We start from the raw sequence: 22405 nt of genomic DNA, 5'->3' as shown, positions 1-22405 counted from the left end.
TCTCCCGTAGGATTAGTTTTAACCGTGAAGAAGACATTATGTAAAAAGAAGATGAAACGGCATATAAAAGAAATGGAAAAATAAAAAACCTCTGGAATCCCAGAGGTTTTTTCAAGTGAACTACACAAGTTGTAATACATTTTTCAAAAAATGTGCAATTCCTTCTTCTTCATTTGTTAACGTAACATAATTCGCACGCTCTTTAAGTTCATCAATGGCATTGCCCATCGCTACACCATGTCCTGCGTATTCGATCATTTCAAAGTCATTGTCCTCATCCCCAAATGCAATAATTCGTTCTTGAGGGATGTTGTAATAAGCTGCAACTTTTTCAAGACCAGTTGCTTTATTTATGCCTGAACGAATCACTTCGATGATGTTCCATGGAGCTGCCCAAACACGCTGATCAACTACTTCTGCATGCTCAAGTTCCAGCATTTCTCTCAATTCACCTATATGGTGATCTTCAGGATGGACGAGGATGGCTGTTGGATCTTCGGTTAATGTTTTTTGAAGATCTCCGATTTGAAGAGGATTTTCGTTCATTATGAACGTATTAACAATAACTTCATCGTGTTTTCTTAAATAAACTTCATCAAGAACTTCTACCATGATGTTTTTTACTTTAAAGGTTTCACATGCTTTAATAATTCTTTGTGCGACATCCAGCTCCAAAGGTGAATGGTGAATACCGAAAGAAGCATCATGCGGATGGTGAACAAATGCGCCGTTAAAATTTACGATAGGAGTTTTTAATCCAAGCTCTTCATAATACATGTTTGATGAACGAAAAGGTCTGCCAGTCGAAATGCACACATGGTGACCTTTTTCGATCAGTTCAAAAAGCAATGCTTTTGTCTTGCGGGGAATTTTCTTTTCATCTGTCAATAAAGTTCCATCAAGATCAAGTGCGATTAAGTATGGTTGCGTCACAAAAGTACCTGCCTTTTTATTATGCTTTACGTAAAGTGTAATATTTTCCCTTGAAAAAGTCTATTCAAACAGGTCTTCATTCATGAAAATGAAGCGTGTATCATGATAAGATGGAAAAAAAGAGAAAGAGGAGATACATTTGGTTTCGATTCAAAAAGGAACGATAGGGGATATCCCTTTTTTAATGGCTGAAAAAGAAGAAAATAAAGGAATGCCGCTGCCGCTCTTTATTTTTATACATGGATACACAAGTGCGAAAGAACATAATCTGCATTTTGCATATACCCTTGCTGAAAAAGGTCTTCGTGTCATTTTGCCAGATGCTCTTCATCATGGTGAACGAATTTCTCCCAATCCTCCAAAAGTTATGGAATATGAATTTTGGAACATTGTTCATCAAGGGATTAAAGATGTAAATACAATCATTGAATGGGCGAACGGAAATAATTTGGTTTCGGATGGAGAGATCGCGGTTGGCGGGACTTCAATGGGAGCCATTATAACGTATGGTTCACTTGTAAACAATCAGGATATTAAAGCGGGATGTGCATTAATGGGAACTCCTTCGCATGAAGATTTCGCCAGATGGCAAATCGAAAGGATCGAAAAGGATGGGCATAAGCTGCCTCTTTCAATAGAAGAATTAGATCGATCATATGAATTAATCAGTAAATATGATCTTGTTCAAAATATGGATAAACTGAATAACCGACCATTATTCATCTGGCATAGTGAGATCGATGCCGTTATTCCATATGAATTTGCAAAGCCTTTCGTGGATCGTCTTACTGAAAATAACAGCATGTCAGTTTACATGAATGACAAGACATCTGGTCACAAAGTTTCGCGTCCTGCCTATTTGAATGCTGTTGAGTGGGTCGCTCAAAATATTAAATCAAAAAAAGAAACGGTGTAGTCTTTACCCCGTTTCTTCCAATTTAAGGCGATATGTTCTTTTTGGCTGGTACATATGATCAATTTCATCAATTTGCTTTTGAAGTGAATGCATGATGCGTAGTGTCCAAACACCTTTCTCGTTAAATTCTTCTGGGATGTCGGTAATGGTTACTTTATTGCCGCTTCGGTGGTAATATTCATAAGAAACCTTCATAAAATCAACATCCTTTCTATAATTTAAAAAAATAATAACAAATTTAAATAAAAAAGTAAACTGAAAAGTGTTTATTTTCTGATAATTTAAAGGAGGTACTATTTTGCCTGTTGCAAAAAGAAATCCGATTCCTGTTTCAGAAGCAATAAAAAGCATCATGAATCATACCCGTATCTGGGGAACTGAAGAAGTCCCATTAACGGAATGTGACAATCGTATATTGGCAAAAGACCTTTCTGCTTCGCATGATGTACCGCCTTTTAACCGTTCACCTTATGATGGATTTGCTATTCATTCGAAAGACACAGCAGATGCATCTGAAACTCACCCTGTTAAACTTCATGTTTTAGAAACGATCGGTGCAGGTCATGTTGCAGCTAATAAGGTGAAGAGCGGAACTGCAATAAGAATCATGACTGGAGCACAGATACCCGATGGTGCTGATGCTGTAATCATGCTTGAACTTGTAAAAGAAATGGATGAAAATGGAGAGTCCTTCATTGAAATTAAGCGTACCGTTAAATCAAATGATAATATTTCGTTTCAAGGTGAAGATACAAAAAAAGGAACAATGCTTGCTGAATCAGGCACTCGAATAACACCAGGTTTAATCGCAGTTCTTGCAACGTTCGGTCATCATGCGGTCGCTGTTTTTAAAAAGCCTGTCGTAGGTATTTTATCTACTGGAACTGAATTGCTGGATGTTAATGAACCTTTGCAGCCCGGTAAAATCAGAAACAGTAATGCATATATGGTAGCCGCACAAGCCAGAGCAATGGGTGCAGCGGTGAATTTGTATCAACACAGGGAAGATGACTTTGATTCTTTATTTGAGAATATAACAGAATGCCTTAAAGAATCAGATATATTAATTACAACTGGCGGCGTATCTGTAGGCGATTACGACTATCTTCCAGCAATTTATGAAAAGTTAGGGGCTGAAGTCTTATTTAATAAGATCGCAATGAGACCCGGAAGTGTTACAACAGTTGCTGTCTATGAAGGCAAATGGCTCTTTGGACTTTCAGGGAATCCTTCTGCATGCTTCGTTGGATGCGAGCTTTTTGTAAGACCTGTTGTATTATCAGGTATGAAAGTAAAGAAGCCGCATTGTAAAGCAGTTAAAGCTGTTCTTGGTGCTGACTTTCCAAAACCTAATCCCTTTACCCGTTTTGTTAGAGCTGTTTTGACAGAAGGGTTTGATGGGAACGTTGTTACTCCAGCTGGTCTTGATAAATCTGGTTCGGTTTCTTCACTTCTGAAAGCTAACTCACTCATTGTACTGCCTGGAGGAACAAGAGGCTGGGAAAAGGGAAGTGAGGTTGGCGTACTATCCTGGAACGGTGAAGGGAGTGAGTGGCCATGGGATTCCCCGTTATTCTTCAAGTCGCCGGTTTCCAGAACAGCGGTAAAACAACAGTCATAACAAAACTGCTGAAGCAGCTATCACAACAAAGCATAAAAACTGCGGTCATAAAGCATCACGGGCATGAAGATGCACTTGACTTTAAGGATTCTGGCAAAGATACTGAAAGTCACAGAAATGCAGGATCTTTCATTACCGGAATCTCTTCTTCAGGAGGCACCGTTTTTTCAATGAATCACGAAATGCCTCTTGAAAAAGCAATTGAGATATATAAATTATTGGATATAGAGTGTGTATTAATAGAGGGTTATAAAAAAATTCAATTCCCTCGTGTTCTGCTTTGCCGAAATCAAAATGACAGTGACCTTATTATAAAATCCAGTGAGCCTGTAGCTGTAATTAGCGAAAAACAACTAAAGTCCGTCAGCAGTTTACCGTATTTTTTAAGATCGGAAGAAAGCAAGTGGCTCAAATTTTTAATGGATTATATAACAAGCCGGGTGAATGAGGAGAGGGCTTATCATGAAACTGTTTAATATCACCAAAGAACCGATCAATAATCAAGAAGTTATTGATAAAGTGATTCATCATAACGCAGGTGCAGTATCCGTTTTTATTGGAACGGTAAGGGAAATGACTGGAGAAAAGCAGACACGCTATTTAGAATATGAAGCATATGTACCTATGGCAGAAAAACAGCTCGAAAAAATTGGGGATGAAATTCAAGAAAAATGGCCTAGTGCAAAAACAGCAATCACACACAGGATTGGAACACTTCAAATCTCTGATGTTGCTGTTACAATTGCCGTTTCAACGCCTCACAGACAGGACGCATTCGAAGCTAGCCGATATGCCATCGAACGAATTAAAGAAATCGTACCAATCTGGAAAAAAGAACATTACACAGATGGGGAAGAATGGGTAGGCAATCAAAAAGGAACTAAAAAGTATCCAGAAGGCCGTCCGGAAAGGATTGAGAAATAGATGGTGCAAATTTTGCTGTTCGCAAGCCTCGCACAACAAGCGGGTACTCAAAAAGTATCATTGGATTTAGAGACACCAGTTACTGTTGAAAAGGTTAGAGACCACCTTCAAAATCAGCTCGGAGAACTTAACGGAATAGAAAATGCGCTCGTTGCTGTAAATGAAGAATATGTTGATCTTACAGTTGAAATAAAAAATGGTGACACAATCGCGTTTATCCCTCCTGTAAGCGGAGGCTAATAAATAAAAATGAAGGAATTTAACGAAAGATTATTCGTTGGATTCCTTTTTTTCTTCTATATAACATAAAAAACAAAAAAGCTTTCCTGACGGGTCAATTTCACCTTGGAAAAATCCATCCATACAAAATAAATCTTTCTTACAGATTTCACACGAACCAACATGTTCCTTCATATTTATTTTCTCCTCCGTTTAAGCCGGTTTGATTTTTTCATACGTGGCAATGAGGTTGCGGGTTGTTTTCTTAACCAGCTGATAAATTTTTTCATTTCAGGTGCATGCTTTAATGAATCCACTGTAGAATAGAGCTCGGCTAGTTCTGTATTTGTATATAGAAAGTGAATCTGTTTATGACAAGGTATACATATTTGTGCGGTATCTGAAAAACGGACGCCTTCTTCTTTAGGGATTAAATGATGTACGGTTAAATCAACGGGCTGCCGTTTGCAAAGTTCACAAATCCCTTTCTCCATAATATTATCAAACCCTTCTTAATTGTAGGTTTTTTACGCAAACATTGTTGCTCTTGAAAGTGGTTGATTTCCGCTCCCAAGGTGCTTGCTTTCCGGGGGGCGTGCGGTGAGCCTCCTCTGCGCTTTGCGCAGTTAGGAGTCTCACCTGTCCCGCTAATCCCGCAGGACAAGGAAGGCTTCGGCAGCGTTATATCGCACGAAGAAAATGTGATTTTCATTTTCGAGGAGTCTCGCACCTTGCGCTCCAATTAACATGCCAATGAGGAAAAGCCAAAAACCACAATCTTTTGGAAATGAGCCTAATTGTATAATCAGAACATTGAACCAACTTCTTTTTCTTTGAATAGGATGAGTTAAAAGGAGGGCGTATTATGTATCCAAATCAATTTGAAGGGCAGAATCCGATTCAGCAGGCACTTGGCATAAACAAGAATCCATTTAAAAAGATATATAAAACCTGTATGAAGAACAGAAACCAGCATGTACAGCTGATGTTGATTGATGGAATGACATACTCAGGGTTTATAGAATATGTAGATCAGCAAAATGTTTATTTTGCAATTCCTTATGTAGAAAACAAACCGAACGAAACCCGGAACACCCAATCTCAATATAACGTTGCAGGTTATCAATTATACAGATGTATGTTTCCGCTTCAGGCAGTTGCAGGAGTTTCAGGGGCATTTTAAACTTTCTCCCTGATGTGAATCTTTTCTTTTTTTTAGCAAGTGTTATCACGCAAACCGCGGGTAACCTATAAAAGAAAGGAGGCTCATCAAATGGGGCAGCATAGGCATTTTACACACGGTCAAAAAGCACCAAATAACGGCATATATGTTGAGATTGGCGAGACTGGAAGCATGGTCAATGACCCTCGGCAAATTCATTTGTCAGCAGGTGACCGTTTTCCAGAAACAACAAATCACAACCGTGTATGGACATATAAGAGGAAACCATAACATAATTTAAAGGCTGTTTTCGCAAATTTTGTTGCTCTTGGGAGTGGTTGATTTCCGTTTCAGGATGCTCGCTTTCCGCGGGGCGTGCGGTGAGCCTCCTTGGCGCTTTGCACCATTAGGAGTCTCACCTGTCCCGCTGGTCCCGCAGGACAAGGAAGGCTACGACAGCGTTACATCGCACGAAGAAAATGTGATTTTTCATTTTCGAGGAGTCTCGCACCTTACACTCCAATCAACTTATCAATGAAGGCATTTTCAAATAATTATTCAAAAGCAACAATCTTTTAAAAATGAAAAAAAACAAAAACCCGGCATTTTGCCGGGTTTTCATTTTATATCTCTTCGCTTTGAGCTGGCAATAATTCACCAAGTACAGAAATTACGACTGTAAAGATAACGCCGAAGATCGATGCTTTTACAAAATCGAATGTCCCGCCTTGCATAGAGACTAGTACATAAAAAATCATATTACTTAACAATAAAGACCAGATTAACGTCCAAATATAACGCATGCTACATTCACCTCTTTATGTAAACGAATTCTTTACCCTACTGTATAGTAACAAAAGTTGAGGCAAAGGAAAAGATTCTTTACAAGAATTTATACACCTGGGTGTAAGAAATATCAAAAATTTTCATAAAATGTTCATGCTTAACAGGATTGAGTGTCATAAATAAAGAAAGGAATACATATACGTGCACTGCTGATACTTTAAATAACTATTTTAAAGAGGGGGCCGCGATATGGAGCAAAAATGGGAAGAACTTAAAGCGTTGGAAGAACAAGACGAGAAGAACCTTACTCCGGAAGGAAAAGAGGCTCTAGAACAGCTGAAAAAAGAACTCAATTCATAAAAAACATAGGCAGATAACTTTGGCTAATTTTTTTCCCTTGCATACATTAGTTAAGAAAAGCTAATGCGAGGGGAGAAATGTGAGTATCGATAAACGCACTTTCCAAATAGACAATCAATGGAATATTATCCATCTGCCAGTGCGCCCGAATGGATTTGCAGTTATGATCATCGGTGATTGCAGCCATTACGTTGACGCTCATACCAGTCTTTGGAAACAAAGCACTGAACGCGCCCATCTAATTCAATCCCTCAAAGAACAAGGATATACGATCTTTTATTCGAACCTTTATGGACGCCATTGGGGAAGTCCAAAAGCTGTTACCCTTGCAAAAAGGCTGTACCATTATGTCATGAAACACGAAATATTAAATCCGAACATACATCTAATTGCAGAAGGCATGGGTACTTTAGTTGCACTGCGGTTAATGGAAGAAATGGAATCTCATATACGCTCTGCCATTTTCATAAATCCTTGTTTTGACTTGAAGCATCACTTTAACCACGAAATGCAGAATCGTCTTTTTTTTAAGCGGCTAGTGAGGGAAATCAGCTCTGCTTATAATGTAGATGTACTTCAAATCGCTCAGCTTATTGACCAACTTCCAGAAATTAAAGATTTACATGCAAAAACACCCGTGAAAATATGGCATGCTGCAAGAGGTGTTTCCTTTAATTTTCGTGATCATAGCAGAATTTATGAAAAAAGAAGACTAGAAATCCAAGCTCCAATATCACTTTTAATCCATGTACCAGAAAATACATTCAATCCCGCCAGAGCCTTTAGGGAATTTTTTAGAGAAAATGAAAAAGTGTTTTAACCCCATTGTTTCTTTTTAAAAAGGGCAATGGGGTTTTTAAATGCAAAAAAAGTATCGTAATCTTGGCTTTCCTCCCATAGGATAATAAGAAGAGAAAAATGAAACTGGAGGCTCATACATGAAAAAGGCATTTGTTACAGGGGCAGCAGGGTTTATCGGTTTTCATTTGTGCAGCCGTTTGTTGGATGAAGAAGTTGATGTGGTCGGAATTGATATGGCAGAGTCACCAGACCGCATCGATTATATTGCACGCCATGCTGGTTTTCAATATCTCCCATACGATATAAACGAAACAGACCTGCAGCCATACACTAAAGGCTGTGATGTTATATTCCATCTTGCTTGTTCCATTAAACCTGCAGCACCATGGGCAAATATTGAAGATGAAGTTCAAAGGCATGTTTCCGTTCTGAAAAAAGTCGCTTCGTTTGCCAACCCGCAAACCAAGCTCATATATGTTTCTTCATATGATGTCTATGGAAAGAGGCAAGGAGAAGTACTCGAAAATTCTCCAAAGAATCCTGAAACACTTTTTGGTCTTATAAAATTGACAGAAGAAAATATGATTAAACAATTGGCTGAACAGCATGACTTTCCATTTGTTATTATGCGATTGCCAACAGTATACGGACCAGGACAGCCGGAGCATCACACTTATCAGCAAGTGATATCCAAGGAGGATAATAGACAAGAACAAATATCAAAAGATACAGTTACTGAAGATGTTTTATTTGTAGAAGACGCTGCAGAAGCATTATTTTTAGCTGGTAAAGCACCCGCCAAAAATGAAATCTACAATATTTCAAGTGGCAAACCAAACCATTGGCTCGAGGGGCTTACAGAATTAAAAGCAGAAAAGCTGACTTTCACGGAGAAAAGAAAAATGCGCATTAAGGGAGAGAAAGCTGAGCTTGAACTCGGCTTTAGAGCAAAGACAAAGATCAAAGAAGGCATACAAAAACAAATTATGCATTTTAAAAACAAGAAATCCAAGCCAAAATCAAATGAAATCTAAATTTTGAAGGTGGTTTCAGACAATTTAAGAAGTCTGGGGCCATTTTTTTATTTGGTTAGTCTTAATAAAGAGTTTCTTGAAGTGTCTATTTTCTTTATAATATAAAAGGGACTGATCTATTGCCCATTTTACATAATGAGGAGGCAGTTATAACGATGAACAACGAGCTTAACATGAAATTTATGCAGATTGCGATGTCTCATTTACCAGAGGCGAAAGCTTTTTTAGAGCAAAAGGGGATTGAGCTGGGAATGGAAGATATTCAGCCAATGCTTAAGCTTTTAATGAACGTCATGAATGACGCATATGAACTAGGAAAAGAAGAAAACAAATAAGATATGTATGCAAAAAGCCAACCTGAGCGGGTTGGCTTTTTTTACTTCTTTTTAAACGCAGAGAAAATTGGAGAAATCTGCTGAGCAACTTTCACGGATTGATCAATCACGGCAAAAATCTTATTGTAGTCCAAAGATCCTTCCTGCGTTCTGAAAGAATGTAAAAATGGGCGAGGCGGAAACGGCTGCTGAAACGGTGCAGGCGGCATTCCTCTAAATCCAGGCCCTCCAAAGGCTTGAGGCGGCATTCCCTGTCGCATATGAAGGGGCTGCTGCTGCCCATGGCCCATTGGATAACGTCCAGGAAACTGCGGAGGATACATTGGCTGTTGTTGATGCAGAGGATTGTGCATTTTGAACCACTCCTATTATCAATTTCACCAAACTTACATTTTTCTTCTTTACAGGATATGCCCTAAGCCCTGTATTGGTGAAAGAAAACAACTTTAACTAGACAAAATACCGGATTTGGCATAAAATTAGTACCAGGTCATAATATTTGATATTAATTTATTTAAAACTATAGGCAAAGGGGTAATGGTATGAATGCAGGAATCATAGGGATGGGCAGTTATATCCCGGAAAAAATTCTGGCGAACTCCGACCTTGAAAAAATGGTAGATACGAATGACGAGTGGATTAGAACTCGTACCGGAATCGTAGAACGCAGAATTGCAGAAGAATCTGTGACAACTTCACATATGTCAAGACATGCTGCTGAAGAAGCTTTGAAAGATGCAGGCATAAAAGCAGAAGACCTTGACATGATTGTTGTAGCAACCGTAACACCGGATAATCCTTTTCCTTCTGTAGCGTGTCAGCTTCAAGATTATTTAGGAGCAAAGAATGCAGTAGCAATGGATGTCAGTGCAGCATGTGCAGGGTTTATTTATGGGATAGTGGTTGCAAAACAATTTATTGAAACAGGCACGTATAAAAACGTACTAGTCGTAGGGGCTGAAAAGCTATCCAAAATTACAGATTGGAATGACCGCAATACGGCTGTATTGTTCGGTGACGGTGCAGGAGCAGCCGTACTGTCCCCAGTAAGCGAAGGAAGAGGGATACTTTCTTTTGAATTAGGTTCTGACGGGACAGGTGCTAAGCATCTTTACCAGAATGAATTTATTCATATGAACGGACGGGAAGTTTTTAAGTTCGCTGTAAGACAAATGGGAGAAACATCGTTGAGTGTTGTTCATAAAGCAGGTCTTACAAAAGAAGATGTAGACTTTTTGATTCCACATCAGGCGAATATTAGAATTATGGAAGCGTCCAGGGAGAGACTGGAACTACCGAAAGAAAAAATGATCGTAACCATTGATAAATTTGGCAATACATCATCAGCGTCAATTCCAATGGCATTAAAAGAAGCACTAAAAGATGGTAAAATAAAAGAAGATCATACAATCGTACTTGTCGGATTTGGTGGAGGCTTAACATGGGGTGCACTTGCACTTCGATGGGGCAGATAAGCTGAATTTAACAAACCTGATAAAGGAGAGTAGGTTTTACAATGAAAAAAAGAGTAGTCGTAACTGGTTTGGGAGCCGTAACTCCTCTTGGAAATAGTGTTGAAGAAACATGGAAAAAGATTTTAGAAGGACAAAGCGGGGTAGGACCGCTAACGAGAAGAAACGCTGAAAAGTTTCCGGTAAAAGTTGCCGCTGAAGCTACTGAATTTGATCCAACTGCATTTATGGATAAACGTGATGCACGCAGAATGGATCGTTTCACACAATTTGCAGTAGCTGCATCACTGATGGCAGTTAAAGATGCAAACCTGGAGATCACAGAAGACATCGCACCTCGCGTTGGCGTATGGATTGGTTCAGGTATAGGCGGAATGGATACACATGAAGAACAGTTCAGGATTTTTGAAGAAAAAGGCGTAAGACGTGTTAGTCCGTTCTTTGTACCAATGATGATACCTGACATGGCTTCAGGTCAGGTTTCAATTGCAATTGGTGCTCAAGGAATGAACTCTTGTACGGTAACCGCATGTGCTTCAGGTGCAAACTCGATCGGAGATGCATTCAAAGTTATTCAGCGCGGAGATGCTGATGTTATGGTTACTGGCGGTACTGAAGCACCTATTACGGATATGGCATTAGCAGGATTCTGCCAGGCAGGTGCTCTATCAACAAATCCGGATCCGAACACAGCTAGCCGTCCATTCGATAAGAACCGCAGTGGTTTTATTATCGGAGAAGGTGCTGGTATTCTTATTCTTGAAGAATATGAATTTGCTAAAAAACGCGGAGCTAAAATTTATGCCGAAATCGTTGGGTATGGAGCAACTGGTGATGCCTATCACATTACTCAGCCAGCTCCTGGCGGAGAAGGCGGTGCACGTGCAATGAAGCAGGCTGTTGAGGACAGCGGTCTTGCTTTAGAAGACATTTCTTATATCAATGCACATGGCACAAGTACTGATTTTAACGATAAATTCGAAACAGCAGCGATTAAAGCTGTCTTTAATGAGCAAGCATACAAGATTCCTGTAAGTTCAACTAAATCAATGACAGGCCATCTGCTTGGTGCTGCAGGTGGTATTGAAGCTATTTTCTCAGTAAAAGCGATTCAGGAAAACATTCTGCCTCCAACAATCAACTATGAAACACCAGACGAAGAATGTGATCTTGACTATGTGCCAAACAAAGCAAGACAAGCAGAAGTGAAAGCCGTACTAAGCAATTCACTAGGTTTTGGCGGGCATAATGCGTCACTTGTATTTAAAAAAATAGAAGAATAATGAATAAGAACCCCGTTTTCATTAAGGAAACGGGGTTCTATTTTTCAATTTGCTAATTGCCTTATTTTAGAATAAAAAGGACAACCTCTGACTATACTGATTTTAAATACAAATCGGTAAAAAAGTGAGGGGTACAAATGTTATACTTACGTGATGTTTGGGTCAACTGGTTTGAAGGAGAAGAGAATGGCTATAACGTTTGTGAGTTCCATGAATGGAGAAAAGACGACTATATAGAGCTGCTGGATCAAGTACCCATTATCAAGATTGAATCAACACTTTTTCATTACATCGAAAATGACTTAAACGATCTTCCAGATGCATTATTAGAAGAAGTACATCAAAAAGCATATGTCAGAAAGAACAACCAGCGCGTACAGCTAGAACATTGCTTTATCATAACGGATGAGAAAAAATCGTTGATTGTAGATACGATGGGTTATAGAATTCCAATCCGAAAGAGCAGACTCATTCCAAGACAAGAACAGCTCGTTTTTGAAATGGCGGAGCAAACTGAAACAAAAGTTTACACATTCAGCGCAAAGCAGATGAGCAAAGAATATCACATTTTGTCTCCGAATCCAGACAGCATGAGAGGGCTGACAAGAAAGGAAAGACAGTTAAAACAACTGCTCTTTATGGCCCTTGATCAATTGCATTCGACAAAAAATGTAGCTGAAATGAGATATTGGTGTACAGAGTGGATGCCTGAACAATACGGGAAAATTCAAAGAATGGATTTTGACGAAGCATGGGACGCGCTATATTGCGAATTAAAGAGCGGCTGGTCAAAGCAACATTTAGATATGTGCGAAAGGCTTGTTAAAGGTCAGCCATACTTTGAAAAGATCTGGGAACTTGAAAATGGAACTCACGTGAACTAAAAAAACCAGCGGATTTTAGATTCCGCTGGTTTTTATTTGTATATTAAATTCTTTTTCTAGCTAATCCCATAGCACGTTCAGCCTTATTCAGAGTTTTGTTTGCAACTCGGTTCGCTTTTTCTGCACCTCTATCGAGAATAGCATCCAATTCATCTGATTCTAGAAATTCCTTATAGCGTTCTTGAATTGGCTTTAATGTGTTGATGATCGCATCAGCTACACCTTGCTTAAAATCTCCGTAACCTTTTCCTTCGTATTTTTCAACAAGTGATTTAATGCTCTCACCTGTAAGCTGTGAGTAAATAGTCAGCAAGTTTGAGATACCTGGCTTATTTTCTTTGTCATAAGCCACAACTCCATCAGAATCTGTAGTTGCTCGCTTAATTTTCTTTAAGATAACAGATTCGTCGTCCAGCATGGAGATAAAAGAATTCTGGTTCGGATCTGATTTGCTCATCTTTTTCTCAGGATCAACGAGTGACATGATTCTTGCACCTTCAGAAGCAATACGCGGTTCTGGAATAACGAAGACTTCCCGGTATTTCTTATTAAAACGCTGGGCAATATCGCGTGTCAGCTCAATATGCTGTTTTTGATCATCCCCAACTGGAACGATACTTGTATTATATAAAAGAATATCTGCTGCCATCAGTGGAGGATAAGTTAATAAGCCAGCAGAAACAGCGTCCTTGCCAGAAGACTTATCCTTAAATTGTGTCATGCGCTCCAATTCACCGATGTAGGAAACGCATTGCATCATCCAACCCATTTTTGTGTGCGCCGGCACCTCTGATTGAATAAAAATCGTTGAAATTTCGGGATCAATTCCAGCTGCTAAATAAAGAGCAGCTAAATTTCGGCTGTTTCTTTTTAGCTCAACTGGATCTTGTGCTACGGTAATTGCATGCTGATTAACTACGCAAAAATAACAGTCATGTTCATGCTGAAGCTCAACAAAATGTCTCATAGCTCCAATATAGTTGCCGATAGTTAAGTTGCCGCTCGGCTGTATGCCTGAAAAGATTACAGACAAGATTCATCTCTCCTTTTTCTTTTGAAATCAATATAAAAAGGCCCACTCGTCGCCTTATGCAAGGGACGAATGGACCGCGGTGCCACCCTTATAATTCTCACTTAAAATGAAAATCACTCGAATACGTACAGGAAATACCGATACGCTGTCCATTTATATCGTGCGGACACATACACGTCTGAGCCTACTAAAAGGTTCGGTCAGAATGCTCCAAAGCCCATTCCATCATGATCTACTGCCTGCTTTCACCAGCCACAGGCTCTCTGAGAGCTTCTCATCATGTACTCTTCTTCATCATCACATTAGTCATTTATTTTTAAGTAGTATACACAAATTACAATACATATGCAACGGCAATTGAAAGAAATGTTAAAAATAATCCGCTGTATAAGAAAGATTTCATATAAGAAACATTTACTCTTTCTGATAATTGAAAGTTGGTTTTAAAAGATACTTCATCATGAACATCAGGCGTTCTCGTTAATGCTTTCGCTACTTTTTTAAAACTGTATGAAAAAAAGTCAAAAAATCCGCCTTTCACAACATATAAAGCAATACCGATCAATGCAATAGAAAGTGCAAAGTAAAAAAGAGTATTTACGTATTTTTCAAGGGTAAATGGTCCAGAAGATAAAAAAGCAACGATCAAAGCGATAATAATAGGGAATGCCGAAATAACAATAATCCTTCTTATGTGTACGTTCATGAAATAAGCCTCCAAATAGTAAAAATACACCATAAACATTTAAAAATGTACCACGAAATTCAAAATATGCCGTCAGACTATACTCCCATTGTAACAAATGAAATATAAATTTGACGAATTATAATTCAAAATGAGGCATTGTCTATCTGCACAGGAAATCGAGAATGTAATATTCATGCTAGTTTACATATAATATTGGTAAAATTTGTAGAATAATCAGAAAATACACACTTACACATTATAGGTCTTTATACCTATTTTTTGTTAAGGAAAAGTAAATATCATGGGCTTTTTGTAAAACTCTTAAAAAAAATAATTCCACAATTGTTTGAAAACTTGTATAATCGAACTTGTAGATGAAATGTCTGATAATTCTTGAGACTTTCGTCTGCTAACAAATTAACAGGATAAAAAGGGGAGGTCGACTCATGAAGAAGTCAAAATGGTCATTGCTTCTTACGCTAGTTCTTGTTCTTAGCATGTTCTTAGCTGCTTGTAGTGGCGGAGAAAAAGAAAAAGCTGGCGACAAGAAAGGCGGCAACGAAGGCGATAAAACTGAAAAGCCTGCTGAGCCGCAAGTACTTAACATCCTTGATGGAGAAGAAATTCCTTCAATGGATTCGTCTCTTGCAACAGACTCTGTATCATTTGAAGTACTTAACAACGTAATGGAAGGTTTATACCGTCTTGATAAAGACAACAAACCAACTCCAGGTGTGGCGTTAAGCCATGATACAAACGAAGATGGAACAGTTTATACTTTTAAACTTAATCCAGAAGCAAAATGGAGTGACGGATCTAAAGTAACTGCTAACGATTTCGTTTACTCTTGGAGAAAAGCTCTACACCCAGATACTCTTTCTGAGTATGCTTACATCATGGGACCTGTAAAGAACGCTAACGCGATCCAAACTGATGGTGACCCATTATTCGGTAAAGTAGAAGAGCTAGGTGTTAAAGCTGTTGATGAATCAACTCTTGAAGTAACTCTTGAAGCTCCAGCTCCTTATTTCTTAGGACTAACTGGATTCGCAACTTTCTATCCGCAAAAAGAAGAGTTTGTTAAATCTCAAGGCGACAAGTACGCTTTAGAAGCTAACACTCTATTATACAACGGTCCTTTCGTACTTAACGAGTGGAAACACAACGAAGGATGGCAGTACAAGAAAAACGATAACTACTGGGATAAAGACAACGTGAAGCTAGACGAAATTAACGTTAAAATCGTTAAAGACGTTGCTACAAGCGTAAACCTTTATGAAACAGGTCAAACAGATATCACTGGTCTAAGCATGGAATATGTTGACCAATACAAAGATCACGAAGATCTTTACACTCGCGGAGAAGCTACAGTATTCTTCTTGCGTTTAAACCAAAACTCTAAAAATTCAGATGCTCTTAAGAACGCTAACATCCGTAAAGCGATCGACATGGCATATGACAAGCAATCTATGGTAGACGTACTTCTTAACAACGGATCTACTCCTGCTTACTACCTAGTTCCTGGTGAGTTCACTCCAGGTCCAGACGGAGAAGACTTCCGTAAGACTAACGGCAACTTCGGTAGCTATGATTTAGAAAAAGCTAAAGAACTTTGGGCTGCAGGTCTAAAAGAACTTGGCAAAGAAACTGTAGAACTTGAGTTATTGAACTACGATTCTGATGGCGCTAAGAAGATGGGTGAGTTCTTCAAGAACCAACTTGAAAAGAACCTTCCTGGAATCAAAGTTTCTATCAAAGCACAACCATTTAAGCAAAAGTTAGAACTAGAATCTAAAGGTGAGTATGACTTCTCTTATGCTGGTTGGGGTCCTGACTACCAAGATCCAATGACGTTCCTAGATATGTTCGTAACTGATGGAGCTCATAACCAAATGGGTTATTCAAATCCTGCGTATGACAAGTTAATCAACGATGCTAAGAAAGAAATGGATCAAGAGAAGCGTTGGGAAATGATGCTTGAAGCTGAGAAAGTTCTTTTCGAAGATCAAGCGATCTCTCCACTATACCAACGTGGTGTTACTGGCCTTCAAAAGCCGTACGTAAAAGACTTGGCTCATCACTTATTCGGAGCTGATGTTTCTTACAAGTGGGCTTACATTGAAGGAAAACAATAATCTATTGAAAAATAGTAAATAGTTTTTCTCAGGAGAGTACATGTGTTCCTGACATGTACTCTCTTTTTTGCCTTGAAAACAACGGATGAAATATTCATGAATAAAAAAGATATCAGAAAATGTCGAAAAAAGATTATTTTCTATTGATATAAAATATTTTGTCCCTTAAGATAGATATTACAGAAAGATTTCAAAATATTAAGGCTTGAAACATTTGGGGGAGGTGTTTGTAATGTTGCGTTATATATCTAAGCGCGTGTTTGCGATGTTTTTAACACTGCTTATCATTGCAACGATTACATTCTTTTTAATGAAATTATTACCTGGTTCTCCTTTTAACAACCAAGAGAAGTTAACTGAGTCCCAGCGCTTTGCTCTGAACGAAAAATACGGGTTAAATGACCCGGTGCCTGTTCAATACATCAATTATCTAGGGAAATTGGCACAGGGTGATTTAGGATATACGTTTCAGTTCGATGGACGTACCGTTAACTCAATGATCGCTAACGGTATGGGCCCTTCAGCTACAGTAGGTTTTGAAGCATTGGTATTCGGAACGTTAGTTGGCTTGATTTTAGGTATCGCAGCTGCACTTAAACATAATTCGTTTATCGATTATGGTGCTATGGTAGTAGCCGTATTTGGAATAGCTATACCATCCTTCGTATTTGCAGGACTATTGCAATACTACATTGGGGTAAAACTTGGATGGCTTCCAGTTGCATTCTGGGATGGTCCTAAATATCACATTATGCCGGCATTCTCTCTATCCGTAGGAGTTATTGCCACAGTTGCTCGTTTTATGCGTACAGAAATGCTTGAAATATTAGGAACAGACTATATTTTAATGGCGAGATCTAAAGGGGTCAGCAAAAATTCAGTAATCATTAAACACTGTGTACGAAACAGTATGATCCCTATCGTTACAATTCTTGGACCGATGGCAATCGCACTTATTACAGGATCACTCGTTATTGAAAATATCTTTGCGATACCTGGTATTGGTGAACAATTTGTTAAGAGTATCAACCTAAATGACTATCCGGTAATTATGGGTACGACACTATTCTATAGTTTCTTAATCATCGTTATCATTCTTGTAGTAGATATCCTTTATGGAATCATTGATCCTCGTATTCGTGTAGCAGGAGGTAAATCATAATGAGTATGTCAGAAAGAAAATTAACACCTGATTTATTTCGCCCTGCAGATTTAGGTAAAGGTAAAGGCGAAGAAATTACAAAACCGAGTTTAAGCTTTTGGCAAGATGCCTTTAGACGATTGAAGAAGAATAAAGCTGCCATGCTAGGTTTCTTTGCAATCGTATTCATAATCGTATTCTCTCTAATCGCACCATCTTTAAGTAAGTATGGAATGGATGATCAAGAACTCATGCGTGCAAACTTGCCTCCAAAGATCCCAGGATTAGAGAAGATTGGCTTCTTAGGGGTAGATGGGGTAGATATTCGTGGTGTAGATCAGTACGAAATGAAGAATGTACCAGCTGAAGATAAATTTTGGTTTGGAACTGACCCGCTTGGGCGTGACCAATGGGTACGTGTATGGAAAGGGACACAAATTTCTCTTTATATCGCATTTTTGGCAGCAACCATCGATTTGATTGTTGGTGTTGCTTACGGTGGAATTTCTGCCTTTTATGGTGGAAGAGTAGATGACGTGATGCAGCGTGTAGTAGAAGTATTAGTAGGTATACCGAATCTGGTTGTAATTATCCTGTTCATTATCATACTAGATCCAGGGATACTCTCAATCACACTAGCTCTCGTTATAACCGGGTGGATAGGAATGTCGCGTATTGTACGTGCGCAGATTCTTTCATTAAAAAACCGGGAATTTGTATTAGCATCAAAAACACTTGGGTCAACAAATGGCCGATTAATTACAAAACACTTATTGCCAAATACACTTGGTGCAATCATTGTAACAAGTACATTTACAATTCCAGGCGCTATTTTCTTCGAAGCGTTTCTTAGCTTTATCGGTCTAGGTATACAGCCGCCGACTGCTTCGCTAGGTGCTTTGATTGCAGATGGATTTAGATCTTTGCGTATCTATCCGCACTTAGCGATCTATCCTGCTTCCATCATGTGTATCTTGATGATCAGCTTTAACTTGCTTGGGGACGGATTGCGTGATGCACTTGATCCGAAAATGAGAAGATAGTATAGGAAGGAGATTTTATAAATGGAAAAACTTTTAGAGCTAGATAACCTTCATGTCTCCTTCCAGACATATGGGGGAGAAGTTAAAGCCGTTCGTGGTGTTAGCTTATCATTAGATAAAGGGGAATCACTTGCAATCGTAGGTGAATCCGGATCTGGTAAGTCTGTTACTTCTAAAGCAGTAATGAGACTTTTACCAAATAAAATAGGTTCAATTAAAGAAGGCGCAATTCGCTTCCAAGGTAAAGACCTTGCAAAAGCGACTGAGCGTGAAATGGAAAAAATTCGCGGTGCTGAAATCTCAATGATCTTCCAAGATCCGATGACATCCTTGAATCCAACGATGACAATCGGAAAGCAGATCATGGAAGGATTGCGTAAGCATCAGAACATGAGCAAGAGCGAAGCAAAAGAGCGTTCAATTAATCTATTAAAGCTTGTAGGTATTCCAAATCCTGAACTTCGTGTGGATGAATATCCTCACCAATTTTCAGGCGGAATGCGCCAGCGTGTTGTTATCGCGATTGCACTAGCGTGTAACCCTAAAGTATTGATCGCGGATGAACCGACAACAGCACTTGATGTAACGATTCAAGCTCAGATCTTAGACTTGATGCGTGACCTTCAAGATAAGACAGGAACTGCAATCATTCTTATCACGCATGATTTAGGAGTAGTTGCAAACCTTGCTCAGCGTGTAGCCGTAATGTACGGTGGCATGATCGTTGAGACTGGAACTGTTGATGAAATCTTTTACAAGCCGAAGCATCCTTATACATGGGGGCTGTTAGCTTCCATGCCAAAATTGAATTCAGATTCAAAAGAGTTATTAGCAATTCCAGGAACACCGCCTGACTTAATGAATCCTCCGAAAGGATGTCCGTTTGCAGCGCGTTGTCCTTATGCGATGGAAGTTTGCGTAGAACATATGCCTGAAGCAACTGACGTTTCTTCATCGCACAAAGCTGCTTGCTGGTTGTTAGATGAGCGAGCGCCAAAAGTTGAACCGCCTGAAGCGGCAGTAGTTGGGGGTGCTCGATAATGGCAGTTGTAGAGAGAGAAAAGTTACTAGAAGTTAAAAATCTTAAAAAGTATTTCCCAGCTGGAAAAAAGGGCGTTTTACAAGCAGTAGACGATGTATCTTTTGATATTTATAAAGGTGAAACACTTGGTCTAGTAGGAGAGTCCGGATGCGGTAAATCTACTACAGGTCGTACAATCATCAGACTATATGATGCAACAGATGGAGAAGTATTCTATGAAGGTGAAGACGTTCACGGAAGAAAATCCCGTTCTGATCTAAAGAAATTCAACCGTAAGATGCAGATGATCTTCCAAGATCCATATGCATCATTAAATCCTAGAATGACAGTTAAAGATATCATTGCTGAAGGCATCGATATCCACGGCTTGGCAAAAACAAAGAAAGATCGTGACAACCGTGTTTACGAACTTCTTGAAACAGTAGGTTTGAACAGAGAGCATGCTAACCGTTATCCGCATGAGTTTTCAGGCGGTCAGCGTCAGCGTATCGGGATTGCTCGTGCACTTGCTGTAGATCCTGACTTTATCATTGCCGATGAGCCTATCTCGGCACTTGACGTTTCCATTCAGGCACAAGTAGTAAACCTAATGATGGAACTTCAAAAAGAACGCGGTCTTACTTATCTATTTATTGCCCATGATCTATCTATGGTTAAACATATTTCTGATCGTGTAGGTGTAATGTATTTAGGAAATATCGTGGAACTTACAACAAGTGATGAGCTTTATGAAGAGCCTCTGCATCCTTATACACAAGCTCTTTTATCAGCGATTCCTGTTCCGGATCCTGAATTAGAAAGAAGCCGTGAACGAATCATCCTTGAAGGTGATGTTCCAAGTCCTATCAATCCTCCAAGCGGATGCCGTTTCCGTACGCGCTGCCCGCATGCAATGGATGTATGTGCAGCTGTTAAGCCAAAATGGCAAGAAGCACGAGAAGGACACTGGGTAGCTTGTCATCTATATGATGAAGAAGTTGTTAAACAAAATAATTAACACATTTAAAACGGTCTCCCTCATTTAAGGAGATCGTTTTTTATGTTAAACTAAATTGAGTGTGTAAAGCGTATACAATATTATTGTTACACATCCCTACAATTGATTGAGAAGCAGAAAAGGGGTAAATTCATGAAACTAAGTTTTATCGTTGATAGCGCAAGTGATTTAAAAATAAATTCTAAAATAACAGAGATTCCATTAACGATTGTCCCTCTAAATGTACAGTTTGGAGAAGATCACTATTTAGATGGAGTAAATATAACAGAAGATGAATTCTATAAAAGAATGTCAAGTGAACCGGAGCTGCCTAAAACAAGCCAGCCATCACCACAATCATTCTTTGAGGCATTTCAAAAAGAATTGAACAAAGGAAATGAAGTTTTATATATCGGTATTTCTTCAAATTTAAGCGGTACTGTTCAAAGTGCAACAATTGGCAAAAGCATGCTTTCGGAAGAGGAACAACAAAGAGTAACGATTATCGACTCTGGGATTGCTTCTGGCGGTGTACAGATCTTATTGAATGAAGCGATCGAGATGTCAAAAAATGATTCTTCCCTAAATGAAATTGTTAGTCAGCTTGAAAAAACAAAAGCAGGTATTAAAGCTTATGTTCTTCTTGAGACACTGGAGAACCTTAAAAAGGGCGGCAGAATCTCAGCAGTTCAAGGTGCAATAGCTGGCATGCTGAACATTAAACCAATGATTTCTATTATTGACGGTGTTGTTGAAACAATCGGAAAGTTCCGTGGAAGCAAAAAAGGTTTAACGAAAATGAAAGAAATCATTTTAGAGTGGAAATCGGAAAACCCTGAGAAAACACTTTATTTAATTCATAGCTTTTCTTCTACAGAAGATGTAAAAAAAGACTTTAATGAGTTATTTGAATTAGAGAGCTTTCCCAAAGTGATCTATACCCGATTTGGAAGTACAATTGGAACGTATTCCAGTGAGAAAGCTATTGGTTTTGTAGCTTATTAATATGTAAAATGACAAAAACACTCTTTTCCTTCTTAGGAAACAGAGTGTTTTACTTTTTCTTCTTCATTATACTCATCTACCATTTCATCTAATTTTTTGATCATGGTTAATGCCTTTATATCGCTGACAGTTCGATAGTGATGTGATCCACCTGGTTCTTCGTCTGCTTCATCAGCAAGAGCAACAACTTTCTGCAGCGGATTTAAATGTAATGACCCTGCCGGAAGATAAGAATCTGTATGAAGTAAAATAGCCAAAGCGATCTCTTTTGCTTTTTTACGGTCTTCTCCCAATGAGACTAAAATACGGTGTGCACGTTCGGCTCCCTTAATAGCATGAATATCATTTTCCTTATACATGTCATAGTCCCAGTGGCCATTTTTGTACCATGTATAATGTCCGATATCATGAAGAAAAGCTGCCTTAGTTGCCATATCAGGATCTACACCATGTTTCACTGCTAAACGATAAGCATGATAAGCGGTTGAAATGGCATGTACCATACCTGAGCGTTTCACGTATTTTTGTACATAGGAATGTTTGTATAAGTCCGTTAAAGTAATTTTTCTCATAAGCGATTTCTCCTTTCCTCAAAAAATGTATATTGTTAAA

General features: G+C 38.9%; 27 protein-coding genes and 1 other annotated feature. Of the genes, 19 read left to right on the top strand and 8 right to left on the bottom strand.

The features are described from left to right. Window positions 1–120: 120 nt before the first annotated feature. On the bottom strand, window positions 121–933 hold the full coding sequence (locus tag ACFW35_RS11610) for a Cof-type HAD-IIB family hydrolase (RefSeq protein ID WP_379845856.1): 813 nt from the start codon (window positions 931–933) through the stop codon (window positions 121–123). A 139-nt stretch (window positions 934–1072) separates the two neighbouring features. Here ACFW35_RS11610 and ACFW35_RS11605 point away from each other — a divergent pair, with 139 nt between their 5' ends. Then, window positions 1073–1849, top strand: a complete 777-nt coding sequence (locus ACFW35_RS11605; RefSeq protein ID WP_379845854.1) for an alpha/beta fold hydrolase — start codon at window positions 1073–1075, stop codon at window positions 1847–1849. Window positions 1850–1852: 3 nt separating this feature from the next. Here the strand turns inward: ACFW35_RS11605 and ACFW35_RS11600 are convergent, their stop codons facing one another. After that, the gene (locus ACFW35_RS11600; RefSeq protein WP_077361738.1) at window positions 1853–2044 is read right to left on the bottom strand and encodes a hypothetical protein; all 192 of its coding nucleotides are present in this window, start codon (window positions 2042–2044) and stop codon (window positions 1853–1855) included. Window positions 2045–2147: 103 nt separating this feature from the next. On the opposite strand from ACFW35_RS11600, the gene ACFW35_RS11595 reads away from it, so the two are divergent. From ACFW35_RS11595 to moaD, 4 genes are read left to right on the top strand one after another with little or no spacing between them, the layout of a single operon-like run. Continuing rightward, window positions 2148–3470 carry a molybdopterin molybdotransferase MoeA gene (locus ACFW35_RS11595; protein WP_379845853.1) on the top strand — a complete coding sequence of 441 codons (1323 nt, stop codon included), beginning with the start codon at window positions 2148–2150 and terminating at the stop codon, window positions 3468–3470. Further along, the gene (mobB, locus tag ACFW35_RS11590; RefSeq protein ID WP_379845851.1) at window positions 3407–3946 is read left to right on the top strand and encodes a molybdopterin-guanine dinucleotide biosynthesis protein B; all 540 of its coding nucleotides are present in this window, start codon (window positions 3407–3409) and stop codon (window positions 3944–3946) included. Before ACFW35_RS11595 ends, mobB begins: the two co-directional genes overlap by 64 nt. After that, window positions 3933–4394, top strand: a complete 462-nt coding sequence (locus tag ACFW35_RS11585) for a molybdenum cofactor biosynthesis protein MoaE (RefSeq protein ID WP_379845849.1) — start codon at window positions 3933–3935, stop codon at window positions 4392–4394. The genes mobB and ACFW35_RS11585 overlap by 14 nt, the downstream gene beginning before the upstream one ends. Continuing rightward, the gene (moaD, locus tag ACFW35_RS11580) at window positions 4395–4634 is read left to right on the top strand and encodes a molybdopterin converting factor subunit 1 (protein WP_077361730.1); all 240 of its coding nucleotides are present in this window, start codon (window positions 4395–4397) and stop codon (window positions 4632–4634) included. Between the two features lie 176 nt (window positions 4635–4810). On the opposite strand, the gene ACFW35_RS11575 is transcribed toward moaD, so the two are convergent. After that, window positions 4811–5107, bottom strand: coding sequence for an HNH endonuclease (locus tag ACFW35_RS11575; RefSeq protein ID WP_379845848.1), 297 nt, complete (start codon window positions 5105–5107; stop codon window positions 4811–4813). Between the two features lie 371 nt (window positions 5108–5478). Between ACFW35_RS11575 and ACFW35_RS11570 the strand changes: the two genes are divergently transcribed. Beyond that, window positions 5479–5796: a hypothetical protein gene (locus ACFW35_RS11570; RefSeq protein ID WP_379833469.1), complete on the top strand. Its 318-nt coding sequence runs from the start codon at window positions 5479–5481 to the stop codon at window positions 5794–5796. A 90-nt stretch (window positions 5797–5886) separates the two neighbouring features. Further along, window positions 5887–6066, top strand: coding sequence for a YjzC family protein (locus tag ACFW35_RS11565; RefSeq protein WP_066288770.1), 180 nt, complete (start codon window positions 5887–5889; stop codon window positions 6064–6066). Between the two features lie 332 nt (window positions 6067–6398). Here the strand turns inward: ACFW35_RS11565 and ACFW35_RS11560 are convergent, their stop codons facing one another. Next, complete coding sequence (locus tag ACFW35_RS11560; protein ID WP_077361724.1) at window positions 6399–6578, bottom strand: YjzD family protein; 180 nt, start codon at window positions 6576–6578, stop codon at window positions 6399–6401. A 422-nt stretch (window positions 6579–7000) separates the two neighbouring features. On the opposite strand from ACFW35_RS11560, the gene ACFW35_RS11555 reads away from it, so the two are divergent. The 3 genes from ACFW35_RS11555 to ACFW35_RS11545 all read left to right on the top strand — a co-directional run bounded on the left by ACFW35_RS11555 (window position 7001) and on the right by ACFW35_RS11545 (window position 9091). Further along, entirely contained in the window at window positions 7001–7741 is a 741-nt protein-coding gene (locus ACFW35_RS11555; RefSeq protein ID WP_379845846.1) for an alpha/beta hydrolase, read from the top strand. Between the two features lie 118 nt (window positions 7742–7859). Further along, window positions 7860–8756: an NAD-dependent epimerase/dehydratase family protein gene (locus tag ACFW35_RS11550; protein ID WP_379845844.1), complete on the top strand. Its 897-nt coding sequence runs from the start codon at window positions 7860–7862 to the stop codon at window positions 8754–8756. A 155-nt stretch (window positions 8757–8911) separates the two neighbouring features. Further along, complete coding sequence (locus ACFW35_RS11545; protein ID WP_379845843.1) at window positions 8912–9091, top strand: ComZ family protein; 180 nt, start codon at window positions 8912–8914, stop codon at window positions 9089–9091. A 41-nt stretch (window positions 9092–9132) separates the two neighbouring features. Here the strand turns inward: ACFW35_RS11545 and ACFW35_RS11540 are convergent, their stop codons facing one another. Then, window positions 9133–9444 carry a YppG family protein gene (locus tag ACFW35_RS11540; protein ID WP_379845841.1) on the bottom strand — a complete coding sequence of 104 codons (312 nt, stop codon included), beginning with the start codon at window positions 9442–9444 and terminating at the stop codon, window positions 9133–9135. A 189-nt stretch (window positions 9445–9633) separates the two neighbouring features. Between ACFW35_RS11540 and ACFW35_RS11535 the strand changes: the two genes are divergently transcribed. From ACFW35_RS11535 to ACFW35_RS11525, 3 genes are all read left to right on the top strand, one after another. Beyond that, entirely contained in the window at window positions 9634–10566 is a 933-nt protein-coding gene (locus ACFW35_RS11535; protein WP_379833478.1) for a beta-ketoacyl-ACP synthase III, read from the top strand. Window positions 10567–10607: 41 nt separating this feature from the next. Further along, window positions 10608–11846, top strand: a complete 1239-nt coding sequence (fabF, locus tag ACFW35_RS11530; RefSeq protein ID WP_379833479.1) for a beta-ketoacyl-ACP synthase II — start codon at window positions 10608–10610, stop codon at window positions 11844–11846. A 137-nt stretch (window positions 11847–11983) separates the two neighbouring features. Further along, the gene (locus ACFW35_RS11525) at window positions 11984–12730 is read left to right on the top strand and encodes a YjbA family protein (RefSeq protein ID WP_066288792.1); all 747 of its coding nucleotides are present in this window, start codon (window positions 11984–11986) and stop codon (window positions 12728–12730) included. A 43-nt stretch (window positions 12731–12773) separates the two neighbouring features. Here the strand turns inward: ACFW35_RS11525 and trpS are convergent, their stop codons facing one another. Continuing rightward, complete coding sequence (trpS, locus tag ACFW35_RS11520) at window positions 12774–13763, bottom strand: tryptophan--tRNA ligase (protein WP_379845840.1); 990 nt, start codon at window positions 13761–13763, stop codon at window positions 12774–12776. A 58-nt stretch (window positions 13764–13821) separates the two neighbouring features. Continuing rightward, window positions 13822–14070: a binding site (T-box leader), on the bottom strand. 27 nt (window positions 14071–14097) lie between these two features. Then, window positions 14098–14469 (bottom strand): DUF3899 domain-containing protein, encoded by a 372-nt coding sequence (locus ACFW35_RS11515; protein ID WP_379845838.1) that lies wholly within the window; start codon window positions 14467–14469, stop codon window positions 14098–14100. A gap of 428 nt (window positions 14470–14897) precedes the next feature. Between ACFW35_RS11515 and ACFW35_RS11510 the strand changes: the two genes are divergently transcribed. The 6 genes from ACFW35_RS11510 to ACFW35_RS11485 all read left to right on the top strand — a co-directional run bounded on the left by ACFW35_RS11510 (window position 14898) and on the right by ACFW35_RS11485 (window position 21793). Continuing rightward, the gene (locus ACFW35_RS11510) at window positions 14898–16586 is read left to right on the top strand and encodes a peptide ABC transporter substrate-binding protein (protein ID WP_379845837.1); all 1689 of its coding nucleotides are present in this window, start codon (window positions 14898–14900) and stop codon (window positions 16584–16586) included. 232 nt (window positions 16587–16818) lie between these two features. After that, window positions 16819–17748 (top strand): oligopeptide ABC transporter permease, encoded by a 930-nt coding sequence (gene opp3b, locus ACFW35_RS11505; protein ID WP_379845835.1) that lies wholly within the window; start codon window positions 16819–16821, stop codon window positions 17746–17748. Then, window positions 17748–18770, top strand: a complete 1023-nt coding sequence (gene opp3C, locus ACFW35_RS11500; RefSeq protein WP_379845833.1) for an oligopeptide ABC transporter permease — start codon at window positions 17748–17750, stop codon at window positions 18768–18770. The genes opp3b and opp3C overlap by 1 nt, the downstream gene beginning before the upstream one ends. A gap of 21 nt (window positions 18771–18791) precedes the next feature. Then, on the top strand, window positions 18792–19811 hold the full coding sequence (locus ACFW35_RS11495) for an ABC transporter ATP-binding protein (RefSeq protein WP_379845832.1): 1020 nt from the start codon (window positions 18792–18794) through the stop codon (window positions 19809–19811). Further along, entirely contained in the window at window positions 19811–20809 is a 999-nt protein-coding gene (locus ACFW35_RS11490; protein WP_379845830.1) for an ABC transporter ATP-binding protein, read from the top strand. Before ACFW35_RS11495 ends, ACFW35_RS11490 begins: the two co-directional genes overlap by 1 nt. Before the next feature lie 132 nt (window positions 20810–20941). Continuing rightward, window positions 20942–21793, top strand: a complete 852-nt coding sequence (locus ACFW35_RS11485) for a DegV family protein (protein ID WP_379845829.1) — start codon at window positions 20942–20944, stop codon at window positions 21791–21793. 32 nt (window positions 21794–21825) lie between these two features. On the opposite strand, the gene ACFW35_RS11480 is transcribed toward ACFW35_RS11485, so the two are convergent. Beyond that, window positions 21826–22365 (bottom strand): HD domain-containing protein, encoded by a 540-nt coding sequence (locus tag ACFW35_RS11480; RefSeq protein WP_379845827.1) that lies wholly within the window; start codon window positions 22363–22365, stop codon window positions 21826–21828. Window positions 22366–22405: the final 40 nt, after the last annotated feature.

Origin of the sequence: Fictibacillus sp. NPDC058756 (assembly GCF_042746035.1) — a bacterium.
Taxonomy (GTDB): Bacteria; Bacillota; Bacilli; order Bacillales; family Fictibacillaceae; genus Fictibacillus.
The sequence above is the reverse complement of the archived record's forward strand: the minus strand, read 5'-3'. Positions and strand labels throughout refer to the sequence as shown.

Excerpts from the sequence above, each read along its gene's own strand:
- ACFW35_RS11600 (WP_077361738.1), bottom strand. The coding sequence starts at position 2,044 with ATGAAGGTTTCTTATGAATATTACCACCGAAGCGGCAATAAAGTAACC.
- mobB (WP_379845851.1), top strand. The coding sequence starts at position 3,407 with ATGGGATTCCCCGTTATTCTTCAAGTCGCCGGTTTCCAGAACAGCGGT.
- ACFW35_RS11585 (WP_379845849.1), top strand. The coding sequence starts at position 3,933 with ATGAAACTGTTTAATATCACCAAAGAACCGATCAATAATCAAGAAGTT.
- moaD (WP_077361730.1), top strand. The coding sequence starts at position 4,395 with ATGGTGCAAATTTTGCTGTTCGCAAGCCTCGCACAACAAGCGGGTACT.
- ACFW35_RS11575 (WP_379845848.1), bottom strand. The coding sequence starts at position 5,107 with ATGGAGAAAGGGATTTGTGAACTTTGCAAACGGCAGCCCGTTGATTTA.
- ACFW35_RS11570 (WP_379833469.1), top strand. The coding sequence starts at position 5,479 with ATGTATCCAAATCAATTTGAAGGGCAGAATCCGATTCAGCAGGCACTT.
- ACFW35_RS11565 (WP_066288770.1), top strand. The coding sequence starts at position 5,887 with ATGGGGCAGCATAGGCATTTTACACACGGTCAAAAAGCACCAAATAAC.
- ACFW35_RS11560 (WP_077361724.1), bottom strand. The coding sequence starts at position 6,578 with ATGCGTTATATTTGGACGTTAATCTGGTCTTTATTGTTAAGTAATATG.
- ACFW35_RS11550 (WP_379845844.1), top strand. The coding sequence starts at position 7,860 with ATGAAAAAGGCATTTGTTACAGGGGCAGCAGGGTTTATCGGTTTTCAT.
- ACFW35_RS11545 (WP_379845843.1), top strand. The coding sequence starts at position 8,912 with ATGAACAACGAGCTTAACATGAAATTTATGCAGATTGCGATGTCTCAT.
- ACFW35_RS11540 (WP_379845841.1), bottom strand. The coding sequence starts at position 9,444 with ATGCACAATCCTCTGCATCAACAACAGCCAATGTATCCTCCGCAGTTT.
- ACFW35_RS11535 (WP_379833478.1), top strand. The coding sequence starts at position 9,634 with ATGAATGCAGGAATCATAGGGATGGGCAGTTATATCCCGGAAAAAATT.
- fabF (WP_379833479.1), top strand. The coding sequence starts at position 10,608 with ATGAAAAAAAGAGTAGTCGTAACTGGTTTGGGAGCCGTAACTCCTCTT.
- ACFW35_RS11525 (WP_066288792.1), top strand. The coding sequence starts at position 11,984 with ATGTTATACTTACGTGATGTTTGGGTCAACTGGTTTGAAGGAGAAGAG.
- ACFW35_RS11515 (WP_379845838.1), bottom strand. The coding sequence starts at position 14,469 with ATGAACGTACACATAAGAAGGATTATTGTTATTTCGGCATTCCCTATT.
- ACFW35_RS11510 (WP_379845837.1), top strand. The coding sequence starts at position 14,898 with ATGAAGAAGTCAAAATGGTCATTGCTTCTTACGCTAGTTCTTGTTCTT.
- opp3b (WP_379845835.1), top strand. The coding sequence starts at position 16,819 with ATGTTGCGTTATATATCTAAGCGCGTGTTTGCGATGTTTTTAACACTG.
- opp3C (WP_379845833.1), top strand. The coding sequence starts at position 17,748 with ATGAGTATGTCAGAAAGAAAATTAACACCTGATTTATTTCGCCCTGCA.
- ACFW35_RS11495 (WP_379845832.1), top strand. The coding sequence starts at position 18,792 with ATGGAAAAACTTTTAGAGCTAGATAACCTTCATGTCTCCTTCCAGACA.
- ACFW35_RS11490 (WP_379845830.1), top strand. The coding sequence starts at position 19,811 with ATGGCAGTTGTAGAGAGAGAAAAGTTACTAGAAGTTAAAAATCTTAAA.
- ACFW35_RS11485 (WP_379845829.1), top strand. The coding sequence starts at position 20,942 with ATGAAACTAAGTTTTATCGTTGATAGCGCAAGTGATTTAAAAATAAAT.
- ACFW35_RS11480 (WP_379845827.1), bottom strand. The coding sequence starts at position 22,365 with ATGAGAAAAATTACTTTAACGGACTTATACAAACATTCCTATGTACAA.